General features: G+C 30.6%; 24 protein-coding genes and 1 pseudogene. 15 read left to right on the top strand and 10 right to left on the bottom strand.

Features of this window, described 5'->3' with window-relative positions; genetic code table 11:
• Nucleotides 1-217: 217 nt before the first annotated feature.
• Nucleotides 218-886, top strand: a pseudogene (locus KEC48_RS09995) (hypothetical protein); the annotation flags it as partial.
• Between the two features lie 96 nt (nucleotides 887-982).
• On the opposite strand, the gene KEC48_RS09990 reads toward KEC48_RS09995, so the two are convergent.
• Nucleotides 983-2347 carry a PTS transporter subunit EIIC gene (locus KEC48_RS09990; RefSeq protein ID WP_087357139.1) on the bottom strand — a complete coding sequence of 455 codons (1365 nt, stop codon included), beginning with the start codon at nucleotides 2345-2347 and terminating at the stop codon, nucleotides 983-985.
• Nucleotides 2348-2636: 289 nt separating this feature from the next.
• On the opposite strand from KEC48_RS09990, the gene KEC48_RS09985 reads away from it, so the two are divergent.
• The 3 genes from KEC48_RS09985 (at nucleotide 2637) to KEC48_RS09975 (ending at nucleotide 4637) form a co-directional block, all read left to right on the top strand.
• On the top strand, nucleotides 2637-3359 hold the full coding sequence (locus tag KEC48_RS09985; protein WP_087357138.1) for a glucosamine-6-phosphate deaminase: 723 nt from the start codon (nucleotides 2637-2639) through the stop codon (nucleotides 3357-3359).
• Nucleotides 3360-3403: 44 nt separating this feature from the next.
• Nucleotides 3404-3997: an RDD family protein gene (locus KEC48_RS09980; protein WP_211962120.1), complete on the top strand. Its 594-nt coding sequence runs from the start codon at nucleotides 3404-3406 to the stop codon at nucleotides 3995-3997.
• Nucleotides 3998-4067: 70 nt separating this feature from the next.
• A complete protein-coding gene (locus KEC48_RS09975) occupies nucleotides 4068-4637 on the top strand; it encodes a GrpB family protein (RefSeq protein ID WP_249191344.1) in 570 nt (189 codons plus the stop codon).
• Here KEC48_RS09975 and KEC48_RS09970 read toward each other — a convergent pair.
• Nucleotides 4592-4870 carry a DUF1294 domain-containing protein gene (locus KEC48_RS09970; protein WP_205089655.1) on the bottom strand — a complete coding sequence of 93 codons (279 nt, stop codon included), beginning with the start codon at nucleotides 4868-4870 and terminating at the stop codon, nucleotides 4592-4594. The two genes, KEC48_RS09975 and KEC48_RS09970, sit on opposite strands and share 46 nt — an antisense overlap.
• Before the next feature lie 11 nt (nucleotides 4871-4881).
• Nucleotides 4882-5748: a LysR family transcriptional regulator gene (locus KEC48_RS09965; RefSeq protein ID WP_211962118.1), complete on the bottom strand. Its 867-nt coding sequence runs from the start codon at nucleotides 5746-5748 to the stop codon at nucleotides 4882-4884.
• A 108-nt stretch (nucleotides 5749-5856) separates the two neighbouring features.
• Here KEC48_RS09965 and KEC48_RS09960 point away from each other — a divergent pair, with 108 nt between their 5' ends.
• A complete protein-coding gene (locus KEC48_RS09960; RefSeq protein ID WP_211962117.1) occupies nucleotides 5857-6864 on the top strand; it encodes a putative sulfate exporter family transporter in 1008 nt (335 codons plus the stop codon).
• Between the two features lie 10 nt (nucleotides 6865-6874).
• Here the strand turns inward: KEC48_RS09960 and KEC48_RS09955 are convergent, their stop codons facing one another.
• The 5 genes from KEC48_RS09955 to KEC48_RS09935 all read right to left on the bottom strand — a co-directional run bounded on the left by KEC48_RS09955 (nucleotide 6875) and on the right by KEC48_RS09935 (nucleotide 11665).
• The gene (locus tag KEC48_RS09955) at nucleotides 6875-7294 is read right to left on the bottom strand and encodes a DUF2871 domain-containing protein (protein ID WP_211962116.1); all 420 of its coding nucleotides are present in this window, start codon (nucleotides 7292-7294) and stop codon (nucleotides 6875-6877) included.
• Between the two features lie 90 nt (nucleotides 7295-7384).
• On the bottom strand, nucleotides 7385-9496 hold the full coding sequence (locus KEC48_RS09950) for a HAMP domain-containing sensor histidine kinase (RefSeq protein WP_211962115.1): 2112 nt from the start codon (nucleotides 9494-9496) through the stop codon (nucleotides 7385-7387).
• Nucleotides 9493-10206 carry a response regulator transcription factor gene (locus KEC48_RS09945; protein WP_087357130.1) on the bottom strand — a complete coding sequence of 238 codons (714 nt, stop codon included), beginning with the start codon at nucleotides 10204-10206 and terminating at the stop codon, nucleotides 9493-9495. Before KEC48_RS09945 ends, KEC48_RS09950 begins: the two co-directional genes overlap by 4 nt.
• Nucleotides 10207-10281: 75 nt before the next feature.
• Nucleotides 10282-10971, bottom strand: coding sequence for a VTT domain-containing protein (locus KEC48_RS09940; protein WP_211962114.1), 690 nt, complete (start codon nucleotides 10969-10971; stop codon nucleotides 10282-10284).
• 103 nt (nucleotides 10972-11074) lie between these two features.
• Nucleotides 11075-11665, bottom strand: coding sequence for a hydrolase (locus KEC48_RS09935; protein ID WP_087357129.1), 591 nt, complete (start codon nucleotides 11663-11665; stop codon nucleotides 11075-11077).
• Between the two features lie 95 nt (nucleotides 11666-11760).
• Between KEC48_RS09935 and ybaK the strand changes: the two genes are divergently transcribed.
• Entirely contained in the window at nucleotides 11761-12231 is a 471-nt protein-coding gene (ybaK, locus tag KEC48_RS09930) for a Cys-tRNA(Pro) deacylase (RefSeq protein ID WP_239480115.1), read from the top strand.
• Between the two features lie 11 nt (nucleotides 12232-12242).
• Here ybaK and KEC48_RS09925 read toward each other — a convergent pair whose 3' ends face one another.
• On the bottom strand, nucleotides 12243-12965 hold the full coding sequence (locus tag KEC48_RS09925; RefSeq protein ID WP_087357127.1) for a metallophosphoesterase: 723 nt from the start codon (nucleotides 12963-12965) through the stop codon (nucleotides 12243-12245).
• Nucleotides 12966-13062: 97 nt separating this feature from the next.
• On the opposite strand from KEC48_RS09925, the gene KEC48_RS09920 reads away from it, so the two are divergent.
• The 6 genes from KEC48_RS09920 (at nucleotide 13063) to KEC48_RS09895 (ending at nucleotide 18688) form a co-directional block, all read left to right on the top strand.
• Nucleotides 13063-13224: a hypothetical protein gene (locus tag KEC48_RS09920; protein ID WP_211962113.1), complete on the top strand. Its 162-nt coding sequence runs from the start codon at nucleotides 13063-13065 to the stop codon at nucleotides 13222-13224.
• Nucleotides 13199-14098 (top strand): DUF4351 domain-containing protein, encoded by a 900-nt coding sequence (locus tag KEC48_RS09915; RefSeq protein WP_211962112.1) that lies wholly within the window; start codon nucleotides 13199-13201, stop codon nucleotides 14096-14098. The genes KEC48_RS09920 and KEC48_RS09915 overlap by 26 nt, the downstream gene beginning before the upstream one ends.
• A gap of 152 nt (nucleotides 14099-14250) precedes the next feature.
• Nucleotides 14251-15945 (top strand): phospho-sugar mutase, encoded by a 1695-nt coding sequence (locus KEC48_RS09910; protein WP_205090173.1) that lies wholly within the window; start codon nucleotides 14251-14253, stop codon nucleotides 15943-15945.
• A 421-nt stretch (nucleotides 15946-16366) separates the two neighbouring features.
• A complete protein-coding gene (locus KEC48_RS09905; RefSeq protein WP_211962111.1) occupies nucleotides 16367-17038 on the top strand; it encodes a NifB/NifX family molybdenum-iron cluster-binding protein in 672 nt (223 codons plus the stop codon).
• Nucleotides 17039-17117: 79 nt separating this feature from the next.
• Entirely contained in the window at nucleotides 17118-17921 is an 804-nt protein-coding gene (locus tag KEC48_RS09900; RefSeq protein ID WP_205090175.1) for a Cof-type HAD-IIB family hydrolase, read from the top strand.
• A 20-nt stretch (nucleotides 17922-17941) separates the two neighbouring features.
• Entirely contained in the window at nucleotides 17942-18688 is a 747-nt protein-coding gene (locus KEC48_RS09895; RefSeq protein WP_211962110.1) for an alpha/beta hydrolase-fold protein, read from the top strand.
• Nucleotides 18689-18742: 54 nt separating this feature from the next.
• On the opposite strand, the gene KEC48_RS09890 is transcribed toward KEC48_RS09895, so the two are convergent.
• Nucleotides 18743-19633, bottom strand: a complete 891-nt coding sequence (locus KEC48_RS09890) for a LysR family transcriptional regulator (protein WP_205090179.1) — start codon at nucleotides 19631-19633, stop codon at nucleotides 18743-18745.
• A 97-nt stretch (nucleotides 19634-19730) separates the two neighbouring features.
• Between KEC48_RS09890 and KEC48_RS09885 the strand changes: the two genes are divergently transcribed.
• From KEC48_RS09885 to KEC48_RS09875, 3 genes are all read left to right on the top strand, one after another.
• Entirely contained in the window at nucleotides 19731-20303 is a 573-nt protein-coding gene (locus tag KEC48_RS09885) for a flavodoxin family protein (RefSeq protein WP_087936782.1), read from the top strand.
• Nucleotides 20304-20411: 108 nt separating this feature from the next.
• Nucleotides 20412-21095, top strand: coding sequence for a response regulator transcription factor (locus KEC48_RS09880; RefSeq protein WP_087936781.1), 684 nt, complete (start codon nucleotides 20412-20414; stop codon nucleotides 21093-21095).
• Entirely contained in the window at nucleotides 21079-22812 is a 1734-nt protein-coding gene (locus tag KEC48_RS09875; protein WP_211962109.1) for a HAMP domain-containing sensor histidine kinase, read from the top strand. Before KEC48_RS09880 ends, KEC48_RS09875 begins: the two co-directional genes overlap by 17 nt.
• Nucleotides 22813-22820 lie beyond the last annotated feature (8 nt).

Raw genomic sequence — 22820 nt, 5'->3', positions numbered from 1 at the left:
GGAATTGGTTTTATTCCTGATAAATAAAGAATTTAAAAGCTCTTTTCAAAGAGAGCTTTTTTGGTATATAATAGTAAAAAGTGGGTGATGGCAGATGTTTAATTTAATGATTATTTTGTCTTCTATGATTAACAGTGAGCCTTTTGGCAGTAATAACTATAAAATTGCTAAATATATTATTGAAAATATTGAGGATTAAGAGGATTGTTCAGTATCTCAGTTAGCCAAAAGCTGTTATGTTTCTAATTCCAGTATTTCAAGGTTTTGTCGAGATATAGGCATGAGTGATTTTAATGCCTTAAAAAATCAGATTGCTAAATTTGGGATATCACATGAAACAACAAAAGACAAATATGAATTTCAATCATATGATCCACATCAACCTGCCAAATCATATATTACAAGTGTAATTGATAATTTAAAGCTTGTTATACCAAGTATTGATGAACAAGCGATTCAAAAACTTGTAAAAGATATTTCTCAATATAAAAATGTGGCTGCTTTTGGATATAGGCAGTCAGAAAATGTTGCTTTAAATCTACAATATGATTTACAGACGAATGGTAAACATATTTTTACATGTATCAAATTTATTGAACAGGCTGAATATATAGAACAAGCCAATCAAGATGATTTAATTATTATTTTCTCAGATACAGGCACTTATTTTGATCGTGTTTTTGAACGTGTCAAACCGTTTAAAAACATGAAAACCAAACCTAAAATATATATGATTACATCATGTCATGATTTGGATATACCTTATGTTGATGAATATATTTATTATCATAGTCGTCATGATTATGCCAGTCATCCCTATCCATTAATGATGATTGCTGATGTTATTTGTGTTGAATATGCCCATATGAAAAAGATACCTCATTGATCAAAGGATGCTTTTGTGAAAAGGTCAATGAAGTATCTTTTTTGACTGATTAAAGATGATAAATGTAAGTGTGTGTGAGTGTATTCTCTATCTTATTTAATCAGTTGCATTTTCTTCTTTTAATTTTTGTTTTTCCATTAATTTAAAGAATGGATAATATAAAACAATATCTATAATAATAAGTGCAATAACCATAAAGGCTGCTTTAATATCCATACATCCCAGTGCTGCACCTAATGGAGCAGGTGTTGTCCATGGTGTTTCAATAACCCCTTTTCCAACAATATGCAATGCCATTAATGTATAGGCAATAATTGAATTGACAACCGGTACAAAGATAAATGGAATCATCATCAAAGGGTTTAAAACCATTGGTAAACCAAAGATAATTGGTTCATTAATGTTGAAGATAGCTGGACCAATAGAAAGTTTTCCAAGTGTTTTTAATTCAACAGATTTTGATTTTAATAAGAGGATACATAAACCAAGTGTTGATCCTCCACCACCTAAAGTAATCACATAAGACCAGAATGGTTGTGTAAAGAAATGAACGATTGGTTCATTATTTGTAAAGGCAGTAATATTTTCAATCAAATACATATTTTGGAAAGGTAATCTGATTGGTTGAGTGATACTTGCACCATGTAATCCAAAAAACCAGAAAATCTGTGAAATAATTGTAATTAAACAGATACCAACAAGTGAATCCAAACCAGAAATAGCTGGTGCTAAAATTGTCATAATTGTGCTTGGTAATAATTCACCACTGAAGTTTTGAATCACTAAAGAAATAGCATAGAAAATAACAACGCATACAAATAATGGCATAATAGCATCAAATGAAGATGCGATTGCTGGTGGAACACCTTCAGGCATTTTAAAGCGGATATCTTTCTTCAACATAAAGTGCATGATTTCAACACATCCAATAGATACGAGAATGGCTGTAAAAATTCCTTTAGCATCAAGATATGTGGTTGGAATATACATACTTGCTGATGCTAATAATTCTTCAGCAGTTGCACCATCACTAATCAATGAAGCTGCTACAGCAGACATAGATGGAGCACTGACAATCAAGAAGACTGCAGTAGAAACAACGGCTGCGTTTAACGTTGCCATTTCATATCTTTTTGCAAGATGATATGAAATAGAGAATGCGATGAAAAGTCCCATTAATGCCATTGTCATATTATATGGAACTTGTAGGGCTGCTTTATAAGTTTGTGCCCAATTATACCAGCCCATTAACATATCAGTAATAAATCCCCACTGAGGTAATGTATCTGGTGTGAATGGTGGCGTTGAAATGATCAAGCACACACCACCTAAGATTGATAGTGGAATCGCAACAACCATACCATCACGAATGGCACCAAGATGACGCTGGTTACCAAGTTTTGTCGCAATTGGCATTAAGGTGCGTTCCGCTAAATCATTGAATTTTTCCATGAAATTCATAAAATTTCCTCCCTTCTTTAGAGTTATTATATAGACTATTTGGAAACGCATACAACAAAATTCCAAATGATAGAAAAATGTGCCAAATTGTGGAAATGAATTGTATTATGTTGAAAAAAGTTTTATAATATTATATTGTGTGTGATTCATAAAGCCCTTGTTATTTTCTTTTTTATGATTGAAAAAAGAAAATTTCTTGACAGGGCTTTCTTTCATATTATAATAAAAGTGTGTGTGAGTCATATTCTCTTTCGACTGATGATAAAAATATAAATCAAGGAGAAAGAATATGAAATTAATTATTGAAGAAAATGAACAAAAAATGAGTGAAAGTGCTATGCACATTCTTTTAGGAGCAATGATGCAGGATAAACGTGTTAATATTTCATTAACAAGTGGTCGTTCTCCTAAGACTTTGTATCAAATGATGATTCCTGAAGTGAGAGATCAGGAAAAATACAAAGATGTAGAATACTATCTTTTTGATGAAGCACCATACATCAATGAAGATAAACCAGGTCCTAACTGGACAGAAATGCAGGATTTATTCTTTAGAGATGCTCATATTCCAGATGAAAAGATTCATATCACAACAATGGAAAACTGGGAAACATATGATCAGGAAATTCGTGATGCAGGTGGCATTGATGTGATGTTGATTGGTTTAGGATGGGATGGACATTTCTGTAGTAATTGTCCAAGATGTACACCTATGGATAGTTATACTTATATCATGGATAGAAAAACAAAGAATGCTGTCAATCCAACATATCCAGATAAGCCAGATTTACCATATTCATTAACAATGGGTCCTAAGAGTTTAATGCGTGTGAAACATTTGGTCATGATTGTCAATGGTAAACATAAAGCAGAAATCTTAAAACAAGTTTTAGATTCACCAATCACTGATGAATTACCTGCAACAGTTTTGAAACTTCATCCAAATTTTACTGTTATCTGTGACAAAGATGCAGCATCTTTATTGGATATGAAAGATTATCAAAGACTTTAAGATAGTGAATATTCACTATCTTTGCTTTTTAAGGAGATAATGTCATGTCAAAGAAAAAACAAAGAAATCAAAAAAAGAAGAAGGAACAGATTCGTAACTATGATGTTTTGCGTGTAAGAATGCGACGTTTTTTTGCGATGATTATAGATTGGTATTTAGCTCAGATGATTGCAGTTATTCCTATTACCTTTTATTTTAGAGGTGATGATTATTTAAAGGCGTCTATGTTTCAACTTGAAAACTATGATTTTGAGATAGGACTCTTTTTAGGGGTATTTGGTATTAGTGTTGGAATCATTTATTATGTTCTTGTTCCTATATTGCTTTGGAAAGGACAAACGATTGGTAAAAAGATTTGTAAGATTAAAATTGTACAAGTTGATGGAAGTCCTGTAAAACCTCTTTCTATTATTGTCAGAGAATTAATTGGTTCAACTTTTTTAGAAGGGGGAATTATCATTATTGCGACTTATATCAGACGTATGCTGCCTTTATTTGGATTGACTGTCCTTGTTGATCCTTTAAAATATATCGCTTATGGATTGACGATAGCTTCGATTGTTTATGCCTATTTCCAGCCATTATCACAGGCTTTTCATGATAAGCTTGCAAAAACAGTGGTTGTAAATGAAAAATAAGATTCAAAGACGAATCTTATTTTTATTTGATTAAAAGAGTGTATAATAGTATGAATAAGGAGTGATTCAAGTGAAATTAAGTGATGAGTATATTCAAAAAGTGGTTGTGAGTGGAAATGCGGAACACAACCAGACAATTGTTTTAAAGCCTTATGATGAAAATTGGCCTGTTTTATTTGAAAGAGAGAAGCAAAGAATTTCAACAATTTTAAAAGACAAAGCATTAATGATTGAGCATATTGGTTCAACTTCAGTTCCGGGCTTGATTGCTAAACCAATTATTGATATTTTACTTGTTGTTGAAGATGCTGGAAAGGAAGAAGATTATGTAGATGATTTGGTGGCACATGGTTATATTTTAAGAATAAAAGAACCTGACTTTGAAAATCATCATATGTTTCTAGGACCGGACACGGATATTCATTTACATGTTTTTTCTCAAGATTCAAAAGAGATTGAAAAATATCTCCTTTTTAGAAACTATCTTAGAAATCATCAAGAAGCAAAAGAATTTTATGCAAATACAAAAAAGGCATTAGCAAAAAAGAAGTGGAAATATGTTCAAAATTATGCTGATGCAAAAAGTGATGTTGTTCAACAAATCATGGATGCTGCCAGAAAAGAAAAACAGTCAAATTGATAAGCTATGATGAATTGAATAAAAATGATAAGTGGAATTCCTATAACAAAATACCAATGTTTTGTTTTGTGATGGAAAAGATACATGCCCATCCAAACACCTAAACTTCCACCAATCATAGCAATGATAAAAATCAGTTTTTCACTGATGCGATAACGATGATGAATCGCTTTATATTTGTCTATTTTCATGACTATACAGCCCAATATTGTCATTAATAATAAATAAATCATATAAATCTCCTTTATTGTGTTAACATATGAAATAGCTGTTGGTAATATTTTTTATGAATATGGGATTGAAGATAAATAAAATGCATGGGACGAAAGATATCAAAATGATCAATGTGCAGCTCAATGAGCTGTTTATTTTTTATTTCCTTTTCTACAACACCGGCATAAACAAAAGTTATTGCTTGAGTATCCATTAACATTGTTTTTATCATAGATAAACTTCCGACTTCAACAAGCTGTGAAAAACTTGACAGAGAATAGATTGTCTGATGAAGATAGTTTTCTAATATATCACGTGTACCTGAACCTTTTTCTCTTATAAATAATGGATAAGGGAAAAGCTGTTCAAAAGTGATAGTTTGGTGTGCTAAGGGATGATGAGGACTTGCGACAGCGATAAATCGTTCTTTTTTAAGTAAATGATAATCAAATAATGTTGTATCAAACTGACCTTCCACAAAAGCACATTCCACTTCACCATTAATTAATTTTTGAATCAGTGTCTGTGTATTGGCCACAACAATTTCACAATGATAATTCTTTAATATTATTTTTTTAGCAATCATATGAGGAATATAGTAATCAGCAATAGATAGTGTTGAACCTATGATTAAGGAAGGACGGATATCATGTAATTGCTTTTCAAAGAGTTTTTCATTATGCATTTGTGTTTTGGCATAGTGATAGAGTAATTCTCCCATTTTTGTCAGATGAAAAGATTTATGTGTACGGTCAATAAACTTTTGTTGATAATGTTCTTCCAATGCCTTGATATGTTGTGTCACAGCAGGTTGGGTTATATGCAAATGGGCGGCTGCCTGTGTATAACTTTGACATTCTACAACTTCAATAAATGTTCTCATTTTATCATCAATCATACAAATCACCTTATTTATTATAATATATTCTTATGATAAATAAAATATTATAATTATTATTTATAGGTAAAATATGGTAATATAGCTTCGTTGAAGGAGAAGAAAGAAATGAATAAGATAAAAGAAATATTACCCGGATTTATTGTTTGTGTCATCATTGGTTTGATTGCTCAACAGATTGCTAAATTTTTTCCAAGTATTGGTGCTGCTTTATTTGCGATAGGTATCGGGATGATTGCCGGAAATACATTTTTAAACAAAGATATTTTTAATGTTGGAACAAAGTTTTCTGAGAGTCGATTGTTAGAATATTCAATTGTTTTAACGGGATTGACACTGCAATTAACAGATATTATGGGGATTGGTTTTCAAGGTGTTGGATTTATTGCATTGCAGATGACATGCACGATTGCTATATGTTATTTGGTAGGAAGAAGATTAAAATTCACCAAGAAATTTTCCTTATTAATGTGTGCTGGAAATGCTGTATGTGGATCTTCAGCCATTGGTACGGTATCTCCCATTGTGGAAGCAGATAGTAAAGATAAGGGAATTTCTATTACGATTGTGAATGTGACTGGAACCATCTTAATGGTTGTGTTACCAATTGTCACTGGTTTGTTATATCATCATGAAACATTGCATACTTCAGCTATGATTGGTGGGACATTACAATCCATTGGTCAAGTGATTGCTTCAGCATCTTTAGTCAATCAAGAAGTTATAGAGTTTGCAACAATTTTTAAGATTGTCAGAATCATTTTTGTGGTTGTCGTTGCTTTAACATATGCCAGAATGAATCTTGATGAGAATCAGCCATTGTTTGCTAAAAAGGAAGGAGTGGCAGCTAAGGTTAAAGCCAAAGTTCCATGGTTTGTTATTGGATTCTTTATTTTTAGTATTATCAATAGTACAGGTATTTTACCAGCCATCATTTCTACATCAGCAAAAATGATAAGTTCTCAATTTGAGATTATTGCTTTAGCAGCGATTGGAATGCGTGTGAAATTTGCTGATTTAATGAAAGAAGGACCAAAAGCGATGCTTTATGGATGTTTAATAGGAACATCACAGGTTATATTAGCATTGATTTTTATTGCGTTATTATTGGGGTAAAGAAAAAAATCTATTTTGAATAGATTTTTTTTCTTAAGATTATAAAGTATAAAATTAATGAAACAGTAAGTAAAATATGGGATAACCCAGCGATACCAGCAATCATGGCGTCCATTGAATGAGATAATGGAATATTAAGAACTTCTACAATTCCTCTTGTTGTTAACATGACAATAAAAAATGGTAAAGAGATATTATATATAATAAAGAATTTTTGAAATAAAGAACTTTGATATAAATGGATATCATCTTTTAGAAAGAGAGCTAATATCAGCAATAGAAAAACACCTAAAATAAACAAATGTGTATGTGTCACACTTAATGTTGTTATTCCGGTAAATTGATAAAATTTTGTGAACTCTCTATAAAAGACACCCATCACAAGTGCTAGAATCATATAGATCATGGCTGTATTGATTAATTTTTTCATAGTCTATCCTCCTGTCTATCTATCTTAATGATAGTGAAGATGTTTGTCAAATCTGATGCATAAGAAAAGAAGTTTTCTAATCGAAAACTTCTATTGAGATTGTAAAAAAGTAATAACAGTTTTAAATAAATCACCATCAAGTTCTACATGGAACTGACCACCCTGTATTTCAGTAAAACTTTTCACAATGGCTAAACCTAAACCAGAACCATGACTGTTTCTAGATTTATCACCCTGTACAAAACGCTCCACAATTTCATTTTCATTAAAAGTCATTTCTGCTTCAGATATATTTTTAAAGATAATAGAAACGTGCTTATCTTTTTCTATAATATCAATATAGACTCTGGTATGTGCTAAAGCATATTTACTGATATTCATAAACAAGTTTTCAAAGATACGATAAGTTTTGGAACTATCCAAATGGCACATGATTTTTTCTTGGGCTATATTCCATTTGATAATAAGTTCTTTTTCTTCTAATTTATCTTGACATTCTAGTTGTGCCTGTTTAATTAATGATATAATATCTATATCCACTAAATCTAATTTAATATCTCCACTATTGGCTTTACTGACTTCAAATAAATCTTCAATTAAATTCTTTAATCTTAATGCATTTCTTTCTAATATCTCTAAATAATGTTTTTGATTATGGGATTGAAGATCTTCATTTTTTAATAAGTCAATATAAGTAATAATAGAAGTTAAAGGTGTTTTTAAATCATGAGATACATTTGAAATAAGTTCTGTTTTCATTTTTTGTGATTTCACTTCTTTTTCAACGGCTTTTTCAAAACCATCTTTAATGTGTACAAATTCATCTTTTAAAGGATTAAAAATACCAATATCTTGATTGATTTGAACATCAAAATCTCCTTGAGAAAGCTGTTTTGTTGCTTGTAAGAGTGTATGATAATCTGTTTGAATATCAATAAATTTTTTTCTGATTAAAATAAAGATAATGATAGAATAAACAACCGCAAAGAAGATACCAAACACAAAGAATAAAGAACATCCAGCAATAATGAGCAAATTAAATAAAACAATCTTTAAAACAGTTTTGTTGATAGAATCTTCTAAATCAAATTGAATGACTTTATTCATTAATCCATACCCTTGTGTGATGATCCAACCGGTACATGTGTTCTCTTTAAAATAAGCTTTCAAACCTTTGTGGAAAAGATATTTAATGAAATAAGCAAAAATCACAAAGAGTAAATAGAAAATGAAGAAATAAATAATATTGACGAGAGGTGTTAAATAAGGTTCCATAGCTTCAATGCCAAATTGTTGGAAAAAGTACGGAAATTGATCTTGAATTGTTCCAGAGAGTATGATAGCACTGCCAAGATACATGATTGTGGCTAACGTTGTCCATATAATGGCTAGAAATGCGAATTTAATACGCATGACAAAAGTCAAGAAGCGACTTTGTAGAAGATATTTCATAGGAATACATAAAGTGACAATACTACAAATGAGGATGGCTGTAAAAATATAAGGAAATGAATAAAGATGTAATTGACTACGAGATGTATTCAACAAATAAGAACCAATAGGGCTTGTCATATGCAATTGATCACTGACAACCAAAGTGATTGTGATATTTTGTAAAGGCTGATAATGCAAAGTGACATCTTTTTGTGTGTTTTCATCAAAATAAGTTTGTGTGTAAGAAAAAAGAGAATCTAATGAATAGATATTATATTCATTATCACTTGTAGAAATGATGCTTGGTATACCTTTTTCATTGAATTGGACTTGCATATACCATTGATATTTCTTTTGTAGATTTTTATTTGTAGATATTTGAGCAATGGAATCTTTGGTATTAGAAAATTGTTGCTGTGTTTGGTTGTTGATAATGTGAAAGAAAATATCTTCTTTTTGATGAAATTCATTGAGTTTATTTTCTATCTGATATTGAAAATCATAATAAGCCTCATTGAAGTCATCTGGTGGTGATTGATAATAATCAAGAAGTGAAATTGAAGGATCTTGATTTTGCTTTAATAAAAAGTCAGATGCATAACTGTACTCAACCAGATGAGATGTGACATAATCTGAAATATCCGTTTTTTCAAAATTAGATTTTTGGATAGCTTGATTAATAAGAGGATAGCATAAATAAGTTCCAATACTAGTAATGAAAAGAATGATTAAAAGTATGAAACTTGCAATATGTTGTTTTATTTTCATTGTTCATCCCTGCCTTGTTTTTCAATTTTATATCCAACACCCCAAACAACTTTTAAATACTGAGGATGTTTAGGATCAATTTCAATTTTTTCTCTTAAATTACGAACATGGACCATCACAGTATCAGTATTAATAGCGTCTTCTTTCCAGACACTTTCATAAATGTTTTCAGCTGAAAAAACTTTACCGGGATAAGCCATCAGTAATTCTAAGATTTTAAATTCAATAGGAGTGACTTTGATTGGTTGATTGTCAACACTGACAGTTTTGGTATCTAAATTAAGTTCTAAACCACCAACTGTATAAATGTTTTGATTCTTTTGAGTTGATGTGGCTTCTAAATATTTGTGATAACGTCTTAATTGTGATGAAACCCTTGCTAATAACTCCATTGGAACAAATGGTTTTGTCATATAATCATCAGCACCAATATTTAAACCAGTGACTTTATCAATATCTTCAGATTTAGCTGATAACATGATAATAGGAAAATCATGCTTTTCTCTCACTTTCATGGTCATTTGGATACCATCCATAATAGGCATCATAATATCTACAATAGCTAAATGGATTATTTCTTGTTCTATGATTTTTAAACCTTCAACACCATTATGTGCTTTAAAAACATGATAATTTTGTGACTTTAAATAAATTTCAATCGCATCAGCTATTTCAATTTCATCCTCTACAATCAATATATTATCAATCATTTTATAATCCCCCTTACTTCCATACATTATACTTGAAATTATCAAAGAAAAGTAGAGGATAAAACGAAAGAAATTCTAAAGATGATAGGATAATGTCTTTTTATTGAGTTTATTGTAAATGAATAGACCTATCAATGAAATGATTCCTGTAACTGTAAAAACAATGATTGAAAACATATAATCTTCAATACCTAAAGCATGACCACCGATAGTAGAAGTAATGATGGATGGAATTCTTGCAATGGTTGTGATGAATAAAAATGTTGATCTTTTCATTTCTGTTAAAGGTATAAGATAAGTCAATAAATCTTTAGGAGTTCCCGGTATCAAAAAGATAAGGAAACAGAGCGTATTACGTTTTTGAGGATTATGTAAGAAATGGGCTTGTTTCATATCTTCTCTACTTATAAAATGTTCTATAAAAGGTTGTCCCCATTTTTTGACAAAAGTAAAAATAAGAAAAGAACCGATAGCACAACCTATTAAACAGAGCATTAATCCATGAATAGGACCATATATAAAACCTGCCATGATTTCTACTATTTCTCCAGGAAGGAAAACAAAGATGACTTGTAATATCATAATACATGTCAAAAAGATTTGTCCCCATAAACCATAGTTTTGAAGTTGTTTTCTTAACAGTTGTGGATTTTCAAATATTTGCATCATGGGTTGATATAAAAAGAAACAGAGAATACCCATAATCAAAATACATTTGAAAATAAATAGTAATTCTTTTTTGTGTTGTTGTATTTGATGAATCATATCTATCACTCCTATTGTCAATGATAGTATGAACGGAAAAATGAAAATAGAAACTGTAAAAAAAGAAAAGAATTTCTAAAGAAAAAAACAAGCAGTGCTTGTTTTACAAATATGATGACTGACTTTCCATAAAGTAAGTTGCTTCCATATCCGCGGTGGATAACGCAAAGGCAAGTGGGAACATTTCAAATGCTGCTCCAACATTTCTAGCGTCTTCATTCCCCGCAAAACCCATATGATATCGAATCGCAAAAGCTTCCTCTCTTTTTAAACGCATATAGCCACTAATCATATAAACGCTTTTTTCACCATGACCATAGGGGAGAGTGTCATGATATTCAAAGGTAGGAACCTGTGTCCATTGTCCATTTTCTTTAACGTTACGTATTCCCTTCTTATAACAATTAATTTTACACAAATCATGTAGTAAAGCAACAATCGCAATTGATTCTTCACTGTAATTGAGATGATATGTTTTTTGTACGCGTTCCCTTGATAAGTAATCTAATAGGCAATCATAAACATTTAAGCTATGTTCTAATAATCCACCTTCATAACTTCCATGAAAGCGAGTGCTGGCTGGAGCTTCAAAAAAATCTGAATTTTTAGACATAAGAAATTCTAATAATTTTTCACTTCCATCACGATGAATCTTTGTTTTATAGATTTCAATAAATCTTTCTTTATTTGTCATATTTTCACATCCTCTTTGTTTTAGTATAACAAAATTGTCTGTTTTTCGCTATGATGTTTTATTGTATAATAAATGATAATAAGGGGTTGATGAAAATGAAAACAAATGTATTAAGATTGCTTGATTATCAGCATATTTATTATGAAACGAAAGAATATGATTATGATGAAAATGATTTGTCTGGTAAACATATCATTGAGCAAGTTGATTTAAAACCAGAGGAAATCTATAAAACACTTGTATTACATTCAGGAAATGATTATCTGGTATGTTGTATACCAGTCATGGAAGAAATTGATCTTAAAAAATTGGCTAAAGCGAGTGGGCATAAAAGTGTGGAAATGATTCGTCAAAAAGATTTGTTGCCATTAACAGGTTATATACGTGGAGGATGTTCGCCTATTGGCATGAAGAAGAAGTTTCCTACTTATTTTCAAGAAGACATATTATTATTAGACAAGGTCGCTGTAAGTGCTGGTAAAAGAGGAATTCAAGTGATTTTAAATCCTAAAAATTTAATAGCTTATGTCAATGGACAGTGTGTAGATGTCATAAGAAAAGAATAACAGGGTTTCTGTTATTCTTTATCAGTTATCTCAATAATTTCATTATATAAAATATGCATATTGCCTATATCTTTATCTATATGATAATGTCCTAAATACCAATCTTGGAATACAATATTCTTTTTAAAAAAATATAAGGTGCTATGAATGTCTTCATATTCTTCTCCATAAACACTCATATCACAAAGATTATAAAATCCTAAATATTCTTTGATGTCACGAGGGGCATCATGAGTTAAAATGATATCTACATGATTATTGTATTTTTCTAATGATTGTAAGGCATAATTGACTTCTTCATGAGTTGGTAATTCACCTTTCCACCAAGAAACACCCTCTTTTCTATAAGCACGATCAGTAGAATAACCACCACCAAATGTGAAAATTGTTTTATCGTTTATAGTAAAAACTTCACCACGCATAAGGTGGTAAATACTGTTATTGATTTTATGGATACGACCCCCATGCCATTGTTCAACAGGATAAGTTTGAAGTAAATCATGATTTTCATGGTTGCCATCTATCCAGAGTGTCGTCCATGGTTGTTCATCTAACCAGTTTTGCCACCATTTGTCCGATTTTTCTAATTCACCACCCCATACACATCCAAAATCACCACAAATAATAACATAATCATTTTTTGTCAGTGTTTTTCCTTCTTGAAAATGTCGTCTTGATAATTTTGTCATATCATACGAACCATGTGTATCACCGGTTATAAAAATTCTTGACATATGTTTTCCTCACTTTCTTTAAAAATATATCTTTCTATCATTCTAGCATAAAACTTTATAAAAATATGCAGATGAAAGGGAACAAATACTTTTATTTATGGAAAAGATAGAAATAATATTATATGCTTTAAGCAATTTATATGATATAATGTCTATAAAGATAAAAAAATTAAAAATAAAAAAAGAAATCTGTCAAAAAAATGCGTATATATATATAATAGGAGGGTTATTTTATGATGGATTTCAAGAATCTTTTTGACATACGCATTTACAACTATTTTCTCAATCATGAACGTCTGGCTGATTTTTTGAATGCTATTCTCTTTGACGGACAAATGATAATGGATACTCAGGATATCATCATCCTTGATTCCAACAGCAGTGGTGTTTTGTTGTCTAATGGACAAACAATCAAGCGTACAAGAGATCATCTGCTTCTTGTTACCATGAATGGACAGCAGTGCATCATAGGACTGGAGCATCAGTCCTACGTAGATAAAGGCATGTTTCAAAGAATCATGGAATATGATTATCTTAGCTATCTTAGACAGTATCATATCTATGAAAAGAACATCCATGAAAGAATCAATGGTGTCATGACTTTGGCTATCTATTATGGCGAAAGGAAATGGAACTATGCCAGAAGCTATAAGCAGATGATGAATCGAGGCATCAGACACCTAAGACGTTACATGAATGTTGAATTTCATCCACTGGTAGAAATGGTAAAGCTGGATGAAACAAGATTTCAAAACAAGGACAATCGAGATTTGATTATTGGGCTGAAGATCCTTTATGCAAAGAAGAAGGTACCAGAAAAGTTTATAGTCAGCCATGAACTGGCATGTCTATTAGGAACACTGATTCATGATGAACGTATTTATCAGCTGATTGAAAAAAAGAAAGGGGCAACGAATATGAGTGACTATGTATTAGGAATTAGAAAAAAAGGAAGAAATGAAGGGATCATGACGACACTTATTAAACAATTGAATCAGAAGTTTGGAAATTTATCAAAAGAAACTATTAAAGAAATTAAACAAAGCAACAAGAAACAACTTAATTCTTTAACATTACATATCTTTGATATAGAAAAAGAGGAAGATATTAAAAAGATTTTATTAGGGAAATAAAGAAAAGTTTTAAAGTAATGATAGGGTTTACATGAAGAATATTATATTTGATAAATTTATAAAGATACTATGAAAAATGTTTTATTTTCAAAGTGAGTTTTTATAGCGTAGGTTTTTAAGATTTGTTATAATAGAAGCAGAGGTGAAACAATATGGATTATAAAGTAAATTATGAAAGATGGTTAAATCATCCTGCTATGGATGGAGCAACAAAAATGGAATTGCAAAATATGGGAGAAAAAGAAAAGGAAGATGCATTCTATACAAATGTTGAATTTGGAACTGCTGGTATGAGAGGGATTTTGGGACCAGGAACAAATAGAATGAATATCTATACAATTCGTAAGGCAAATGTTGGTTTTGCAAAATATGTCGCAGGTTTAGAAAATGGGAAAGAAAGAGGCGTTGCGATTGGATATGATAACCGACATATGTCTTATCGTTTTGCGATTGAAAGCGCTAAAGTTTTAGCAACTTATGGTATTAAATCATTTATTTTTGAAAGTTTAAGACCTACACCAGAATTATCTTTTGCTGTAAGATATTTAAAATGTGCTGGTGGAATCATGATTACTGCTTCACATAACCCAAAAGAATATAATGGTTATAAAGTTTATGATGATACAGGATGTCAGCTAATTCCAGAATGGGCAGATGAAGTTGTTAAATATGTTAATGAAGTTGAAGATGAATTAGATATTCATGTATGTAGTGATGAAGAAGCTTATCCATATATGACATGGATTGGTGAAGAAGTAGATGAAGCTTATTATAAAGCTGTTATGGGTATTGAAATTAATCCTGGTATGGATAAGAGTGGATTTAAAATTGTTTTCTCACCACAACATGGAACAAGTAATATTCCTGTTAGAACTTGTTTAGGACGTTTAGGATATGATGTTGTACCAGTACTTGCACAATGTGCACCAGATCCTGATTATACAAATACAAAATCTCCTAACCCTGAAGTAGACATGGCTTATGAATTAGCTATTATTAAAGCTAAAGAAGTTGATGCTGATGTTGTTGTTATTTGTGATCCTGATGGAGATAGATTAGGTGTCGTTGCTAAACATGATGGAAAATATGTCTTGATGAGTGGTAACCAGTCTGCTGCTGTTTATCTTGAATATATTTTAAGTCAAATGAAAGAAAAAGGAACATTACCTGATAATGCAGTTATGTATAATACCATTGTTACTTCTGATTTAGGTGAATTGGTTGCTAGAAGTTATGGTGTTGATGTAGAAAAAACATTGACTGGATTTAAATTTATTGGAGATAAGATTCGTAAATATGAAAAAACTGGAGAAAAACAATTTGTCTTTGGTTATGAAGAATCTTATGGATGTGTTGTTAAAGATTTCGTTAGAGATAAAGATGCTGTACAGGCTGTCTTAACTGCTGCAGAAGCTGGTAACTATTATAAAAAACAAGGTAAAGATTTAATTGATGTATTAAATGAATTATATGCGAAACATGGAGCATTTAAAGAAAGTCAAATTGCTTTATCTAAAGCAGGAGCTGCTGGAGCTGCAAGAATTAAAGAAATTATGGATAATTTAAGAAAAGATGCACCTACTGAAATTGGTGGTGTTAAAGTTGTTGCTGTTGAAGATTATCAGACAAGTGTAAGAACTGAAAATGGAAATGAAACAACAATTGATTTACCAAAATCAAATGTATTGAAATATTATTTAGAAGATGGTTCTTGGATTGCTGCTAGACCTAGTGGAACTGAACCAAAATGTAAATTCTATTTCTCAATTAAAGGTGCAACTGTTGATGATGCAACTGCTAAAACAGAAGTATTCCAAAAAGATATGATGGATATTATTGGTGAATAATATGATGGAAAAAGTATTGATTTTATCAATGCTTTTTTTCGTTTTGATATAATTTCTGTTTAAATATATTATTATGATTTATCATAAAATTAACAAATAACTAAATTTGTATTTAAGAAGTTATATAAAATGCAATATATAGCCAATGGAGTTGCTTAAGAAAATCAAATAGAATATATCCATAAGTACAAACGTAAATGCTTAAAAGTGGCAGCATAATATATTAAAACGTGATTTTATTTAAAGGAATTGAAATCAAATGTGTAGAAATAAAGGTCGTTACTGATTTGAAAAAGTTTGCTAATAATATTAAAAGGTTGTATTTTATGTCTTAATAATCTTTTATAAAGTTTTTTATTCAAAAAAAGTATTATAATTGATATATGTCAATTATAACTATATAATATGAATGGTGATAATCATGGGAAGACAAAATAGGGTAAAGAAAATTGGAAAGATGCCTGAATATAGAAGATTTACAAGTGAAAAACAAGACTGTCTAAAAATTATTTTATCATTAGAGGAATATGAAACAATAAGATTAATTGATTATTTAGGTTATAGTCAATTGGAATGTGCTCAAATGATGGAAATATCGAGAAGTAGTGTTGTTTCATTGTATCATAGTGCAAGAAATAAGATTTCCAGATTTATCATTGAAGGTCATACTATGGAAATAGATGGCGGTCATTATCAATTAGAGTATAGTGAAGGAGAAAAAGAAATGAAAATTGCAGTAACGTGTGTTGAAGGAGAAGTATTTCAACATTTTGGGCATTGTCCAAGCTTTTTAGTTTGTGATATTAAAGATGGGAAAATTGATTCATCACAGATGATTGATACTTCTACGTCTGGATGTGGTGCATTGGCAGGTGTTTTATCACAGTTAGGTGTTGATACCGTGATTTGTGGAGGAATTGGTGTAGGTGCTAAAAATCATCTTAATGCCGCTGGAATAAAAGTTTTACCAGGAGCAAGTGGTAATGCTTTGGCACAGGTTCAAAGTTATATTGAAGGTACTTTGAATTATAATCCAGAAACAGAATGCAATCATCATGAACATGAATGTCAAGGACATCATCATTGTCACTAAAAAATTCTGCTAATAACAAAACTTAGCAGGATTTCTTTTTTTTATGTTATAATCAAGATAAAGAAAGCGAGGATAAGTTATGAATCACATCAAGCTCGTGTTGGTAGATATAGATGGAACATTACTGAATGATAATGGCATAGTCACACCTAAAACAATAGCAGCAATTAAAAAATTAAAAGAAAAACATATTTTATTTGGTATCGCAACTGGACGTACACCTTATGCTGTCAAACATTTGATTAAAGACTGGAAAATAGATGAGTATGTAGATATTATTATGGGATTTAATGGCGGTTGTTATTTTGATATGAGAACTCAAAATATGTCTTCATGTTATTTATTGGACGGAAAATACATTCCAATGATATTCAATGAATTTAAAGAATTTCATTTTAATGCAGGGATTTATGATCAAGAATCTTTCCATGTTTTAAAAGAAGATGATTTTGCTAAAAATATAGCAATAAAAAATAAATTACCACTTGTTGTTGATGGATTAAAACCATATTATCATAAACAGATAGAAAAAATGATATTTATGGCTGGAAAAGAAGAAATTCAAAAAATAAGTCAGCATTATCAAATGAATTCACATCCTCATTATCGAGGTGTTCAATCTACAGCTATATTATTTGAGTTTTTAAATCCAGAGCTTTCTAAATCAAAAGGTATTCAAAAATTGTGTCAAGATTTACATTTACCACTAGATAGTATTTTAACTTTTGGTGATGAATTAAATGACTATGAAATGATTAAAGATTATATTGGTGTTGCAATGGGAAATGCCAATCCACAAATTAAAGAGGTTGCAAAATACATAACAACATCCAATAATGAAGATGGTATTGCAGAATTTTTAATAACTCAACAGATTATTTAAAAAGTAAAGAGGAGAATAGAATGATAGAAAATTTTAATGTTTATATAGAGCCATTTCAATTATGGCGTACTATGCATATTTATTTGCCAAATAATTATTATGAATCTCATGAAAGATACCCTGTTATGTATATGTATGATGGACATAATCTCTTTAATGATCGGGATGCAACTTATGGAAAATCATGGGGACTTTCAGATTTTTTAGACCATTATGATAAACCATTTATTATTGTAGGAATGGAATGTAATCATGAAGGAAATGAAAGATTAAATGAATATTGCCCATATGATGTTGAAAATGGATTTTTTGGTCCTATTACTGGAAAAGGTCAAATCTATATGGATTGGGTTGTGAATGAATTAAAACCGATGATTGATCAAAAATATCGAACAATACCATTTAGAGAGTGTACAGGTATTGGGGGAAGTTCTATGGGTGGATTAATGGCTTTTTATACTGTCATCCATTATAATCAACTCTTTTCTAAAGCGGCCTGTTTATCTCCGGCACTTTCTTTATGTATCCATCAACTACAAGAAGAAATGAATCATCATGATTTGAATAAAGATACACATGTTTATTGGAGTTTTGGAACAGGTGAAGTTTCCAATGTTCAATATTTCTTAAAAAACATTCAGTTATTTAATGACGAAATAGTCCGCCGCGAGGCTCAAAGTTATATACATATAGTGAGAAATGGTGGACATAATGAAGCAACTTGGGGAAAACAAAATCAATTGTACTTTGATGTGTTGTGGAAATAATTATGTGGAGCCTGTTGATTGGCTCCACATATTTTTCTTTATAGCTATATGTTTTTATTGACTCAATTCTTGAATTGTGTCTTGAACAATATTTAAGAAATATTGAGATGCTCTTGTGAGAATCTGATATTTTTTCCATATAAAATAATAAGGAACTTCAATATGTGGAGAAAGTGGTCTAAAACAAAGTGAAGAATCTCCAGTTGTATTGATAAGTTTATCAAAACAAATAGCGTATCCGAGTCCATCTTCTACCATTAATGAAGCATTATACAACAAAGTATAGGATGAAATAATATGAAGATGTTCAATATCATTATGTAACCATTCAACCAAATCTGATATCTGTTGTAGTTCTTTAGATACAATCAATGGTTTATCTCGAAGATCTTCAAATGTAATACTTTCTTTTTGAGCTAATGGATCATCTTTCAACATAAGGACACCCCAATGATGTGAAAGTGGCAATAACATATGATTGTAATCATTAATCTTAGAATTGGGTGTCAATAATGCAAAATCAATCAAACCATTATCTAGTTTTTCTATCACATCAGGAGCATTACCACTATGTATATGAAATTGAATATCAGGATATTGGGTCTGTATCTTTTTGATAGCTTTAGTAATGATTTTTAAAGCGTGAGATTCACCTGATCCAATATAAATTTCACCTTTTAAATGAGAATCAGTAGACATTATTTCCAGTTCCGTTTTATCTACCAGATTCACAATTTCTTCAGCACGTTGACGGAGTATCATGCCTTCTTCTGTTAATGTGATTTTTTTATTACTTCTTACAAATAAAGTTTTCCCTAGTTCATCTTCTAATTCTTTGATTTGACGAGATAAAGTGGGTTGTGTGATATGTAATTGTTGCGCTGCTCCTGATATTGTTTCTTCTCTGGCAATAGCTAGGAAATATTGTAAAACTCGTAATTCCATAATTGTTCACTCCTTTAGCTATATTATAACACTATATGCTTAGTAAGCATATAACTATATAAAGTATAAGTATTTGTTATAGGGGAGAGGGAGTGGTATGATACAAATAGGAAAAGAGGGAAAAAGAATGCGTCGAATACTTATTGTTGTTGGAAGTGGAAATATAAATGGGCATACGGATCAGTTGGCTAGGGCTTTTGAAAAAGGAGCTATTCAGGCAGGGCATGAAGTGAAACGAATTGTATTATCAAAAAATTTACAGGGATGTCAAGGCTGTGGTGCTTGTCAGATCAATCAACATCACTGTGTCATTCAAGATAGTATGCAGGAATATTATGCCATGTTTGAATGGGCCGATACATTGGTACTGGCTTCACCCCTTTATTTCTGGTCTATTTCAGGAAGATTAAAGTGCTTTATTGATCGTTTATATGCGATTTCTCAAAATGATGAATATCCATATAAAGAAACATTCTTATTGATGAGTGCTGGGGATAATCATTTTTGGACTTTTGAACAGGCATTATCTTTTTATTCTTTTTATACAAAGGCACTAGGCTGGAAAAGTTTAGGATCTGTTCTCGCTGGAGGTTGTCATGATGAATCACATCAACCCTATATTCCACCTTTAAAATTACAGGAAGCATATGAAAAAGGTTTATCTTTATAAAGGCGTTTTGATATAAACGTCTTTTCTTTTTATGATAAAATAAGAATAGAAGATTTACACAAATTTTACACAAGTCCTTTTTATGATAAAAGTAAAGAAGGTGGGAGTATGTATCAGGTATTGCTTATTGAAGATGATTTTGATATCAGGCATATTATTAAAACTTATTTTGAAAAGCGAGAAATCCAGATTATTGAAGCCTGTGATGGACATCAGGGATTATCACTTATGCATTCTCAAATTCAGCTTGTTTTATTAGATATTATGATGCCTGGTATTGATGGTTATGAAGTTTGTCAACAGATTCGCTATCAATATCAATGTCCTATTATTTTTATAAGTGCTTTAAGTGAGGAAGACAATCAGCTTCAAGCGTATCAGTTAGGTGGGGATGATTATATAACCAAACCATTTTTACCATCTATTTTGTATGCAAAATGCTTAGCTATCTGTAAAAGACAAGATCCACAAGTATCCAATATCAAAACTTTTCATCATTTACAGATTGATTATACCAATCACCAAGTTTACATTGATAGTCAACACATAGAATTCACTCATAAAGAATATTTATTATTAGAATATTTAACGAAAAATCCTTATCGTTTATTAGAAAGAGAACAAATTTTAGATGCTATATGGGGATATGATTACTATGGAGAAGCGAGAGCCGTAGATACATATATCAAGAAAGTAAGAAAAAAGTTGGGAAAATATCAATATTATATTCAAACAGTTTTTAAGGTTGGATATTTATTTAAGGATGGTGAAGAAAATGAAAACAAAGATTAGTGTTAAGATTTTTGTTTTGATCATGTTAGCTTTTATTATGATTTTAGCTGTATCAACCAAAATCAATATTCAAAATCGTATTGACTCTACAAATCATTATCTTCTTCAAAGTATCATTGATTTTGATGATCTTGATAATCTCCAACAACAATTAGGTATTGAATATGATCATTATCCTCAATATGATGAAGTCATGAAAAAAATAAATTCTATTGATTATATCAGTGAAAACAATAACCTTTATCAATGTTTAATTCAACAAGATGATAAAGTTGTCAAATGGTTTTCTCTAAGTCCTTATTTAGATAATTATATTCATATCTATGATGATTCATCAATCTACATATCTATTGCCGATTTATCTTTGTCACAAAGACAAAGTTTAAAGACATATCTGATGCAAAAATTAACTGATTATAGTTATTCTATTCCTGGTGAAGCTGAAGTCAAATATGTGTTAGACAATGAACAATTGATTTATCTTCAATGGGGTGAAGACAGTTATGGTCAATTGGATCAGCATCAAATCCAATCAGTAAGTGTTGATCAGTTTTGTATAGATGGCGAAAAATCAATTCAAAGTCAATATGATTCTCAATTGTTTTTAAGCCAACAAAAAGATCTTGAACATGTCCTTCAACTTAAACACCATGGTTACATGACGGCCTATTATACAAGCTATCATGGACATTACTATTATATTGGTATGACAGGACTCACAGATTGGGAAGACCAAGACCAGGATTTATATGCAGTAGTTATTGGAATGGAAGACCAGGCGCATATTGATAGCCTTATGGCTCGACAGTATTTTGAAGAGAATTGGGGATTGTTTTTAGGAGCATTTTGTATTGTCATATGTATATCACTATTGGTGTCATGGACAATCAGCAGACCTATTCAAGCATTAGAAAAAGTAGCATTAAAAATTAAAAATAATCAATTTGATGAAGAAATCAATATCCGTTCTCATGATGAAATTGGTTCATTAGCGAAAAGTATTCAAAGTATGTCTTTTCAGTTAAAAAACACAATGGAACAGTTGAATCAGGAAATTGAACATGTTAAAAAATTGGAAGGATTGAGAAAAGATTTTGTGAATCAGTTTACGCATGAAATGAAAACACCCCTAGGTATTATTAATGGTTATAGTGAATTAATTGAAGAAGCAACAAGTCAAGAAGAAAGAGAAAAATATTTATCAATCATTCATCGAGAAACAGAAAGACTCAATCAGCTGATTCAATCCATGTTGTCACTTTCAAGACTTGAAGCTGGAAAAGTAGAGCTTCATCAAGAAGAATTTGATTTAGAAAATAGTGTAACGGAAATTGTTGATGAATATGAAGTCTTATTGATGAAAAAGCATATTCAAGTGGATATCAAAGTTCTACATCCTATGATTCAAGGTGATTGTAAGCTATTAGAAACAGTAATACATAATTTTTTATCCAATGCTTTAAAACATACTTCAGAACAAGGACATATTTATATAACGATTGCTCACGGATTTTCTATCATCAATGAAGGTTCACATATTGATGAAGAACACTTATCAGATATCTGGTATACTTTTGTGACACATGATCATCAGGGGAGTGGTTTAGGTTTAGCTATATGCCAGGCTATTTTACAGCTTCATCATTATGATTATGGTGTTAAAAATGTTGAATCTGGTGTAGAGTTTTATTTTTCAGATTTAAAGTATGATTGTTGATAGTATAT

The sequence above is a fragment of the Clostridium sp. C1 genome, assembly GCF_018223625.1.
GTDB lineage: Bacteria > Bacillota_I > Bacilli_A > Erysipelotrichales > Coprobacillaceae > Allocoprobacillus.
This window is presented reverse-complemented; position numbering and strand designations above follow the sequence as displayed.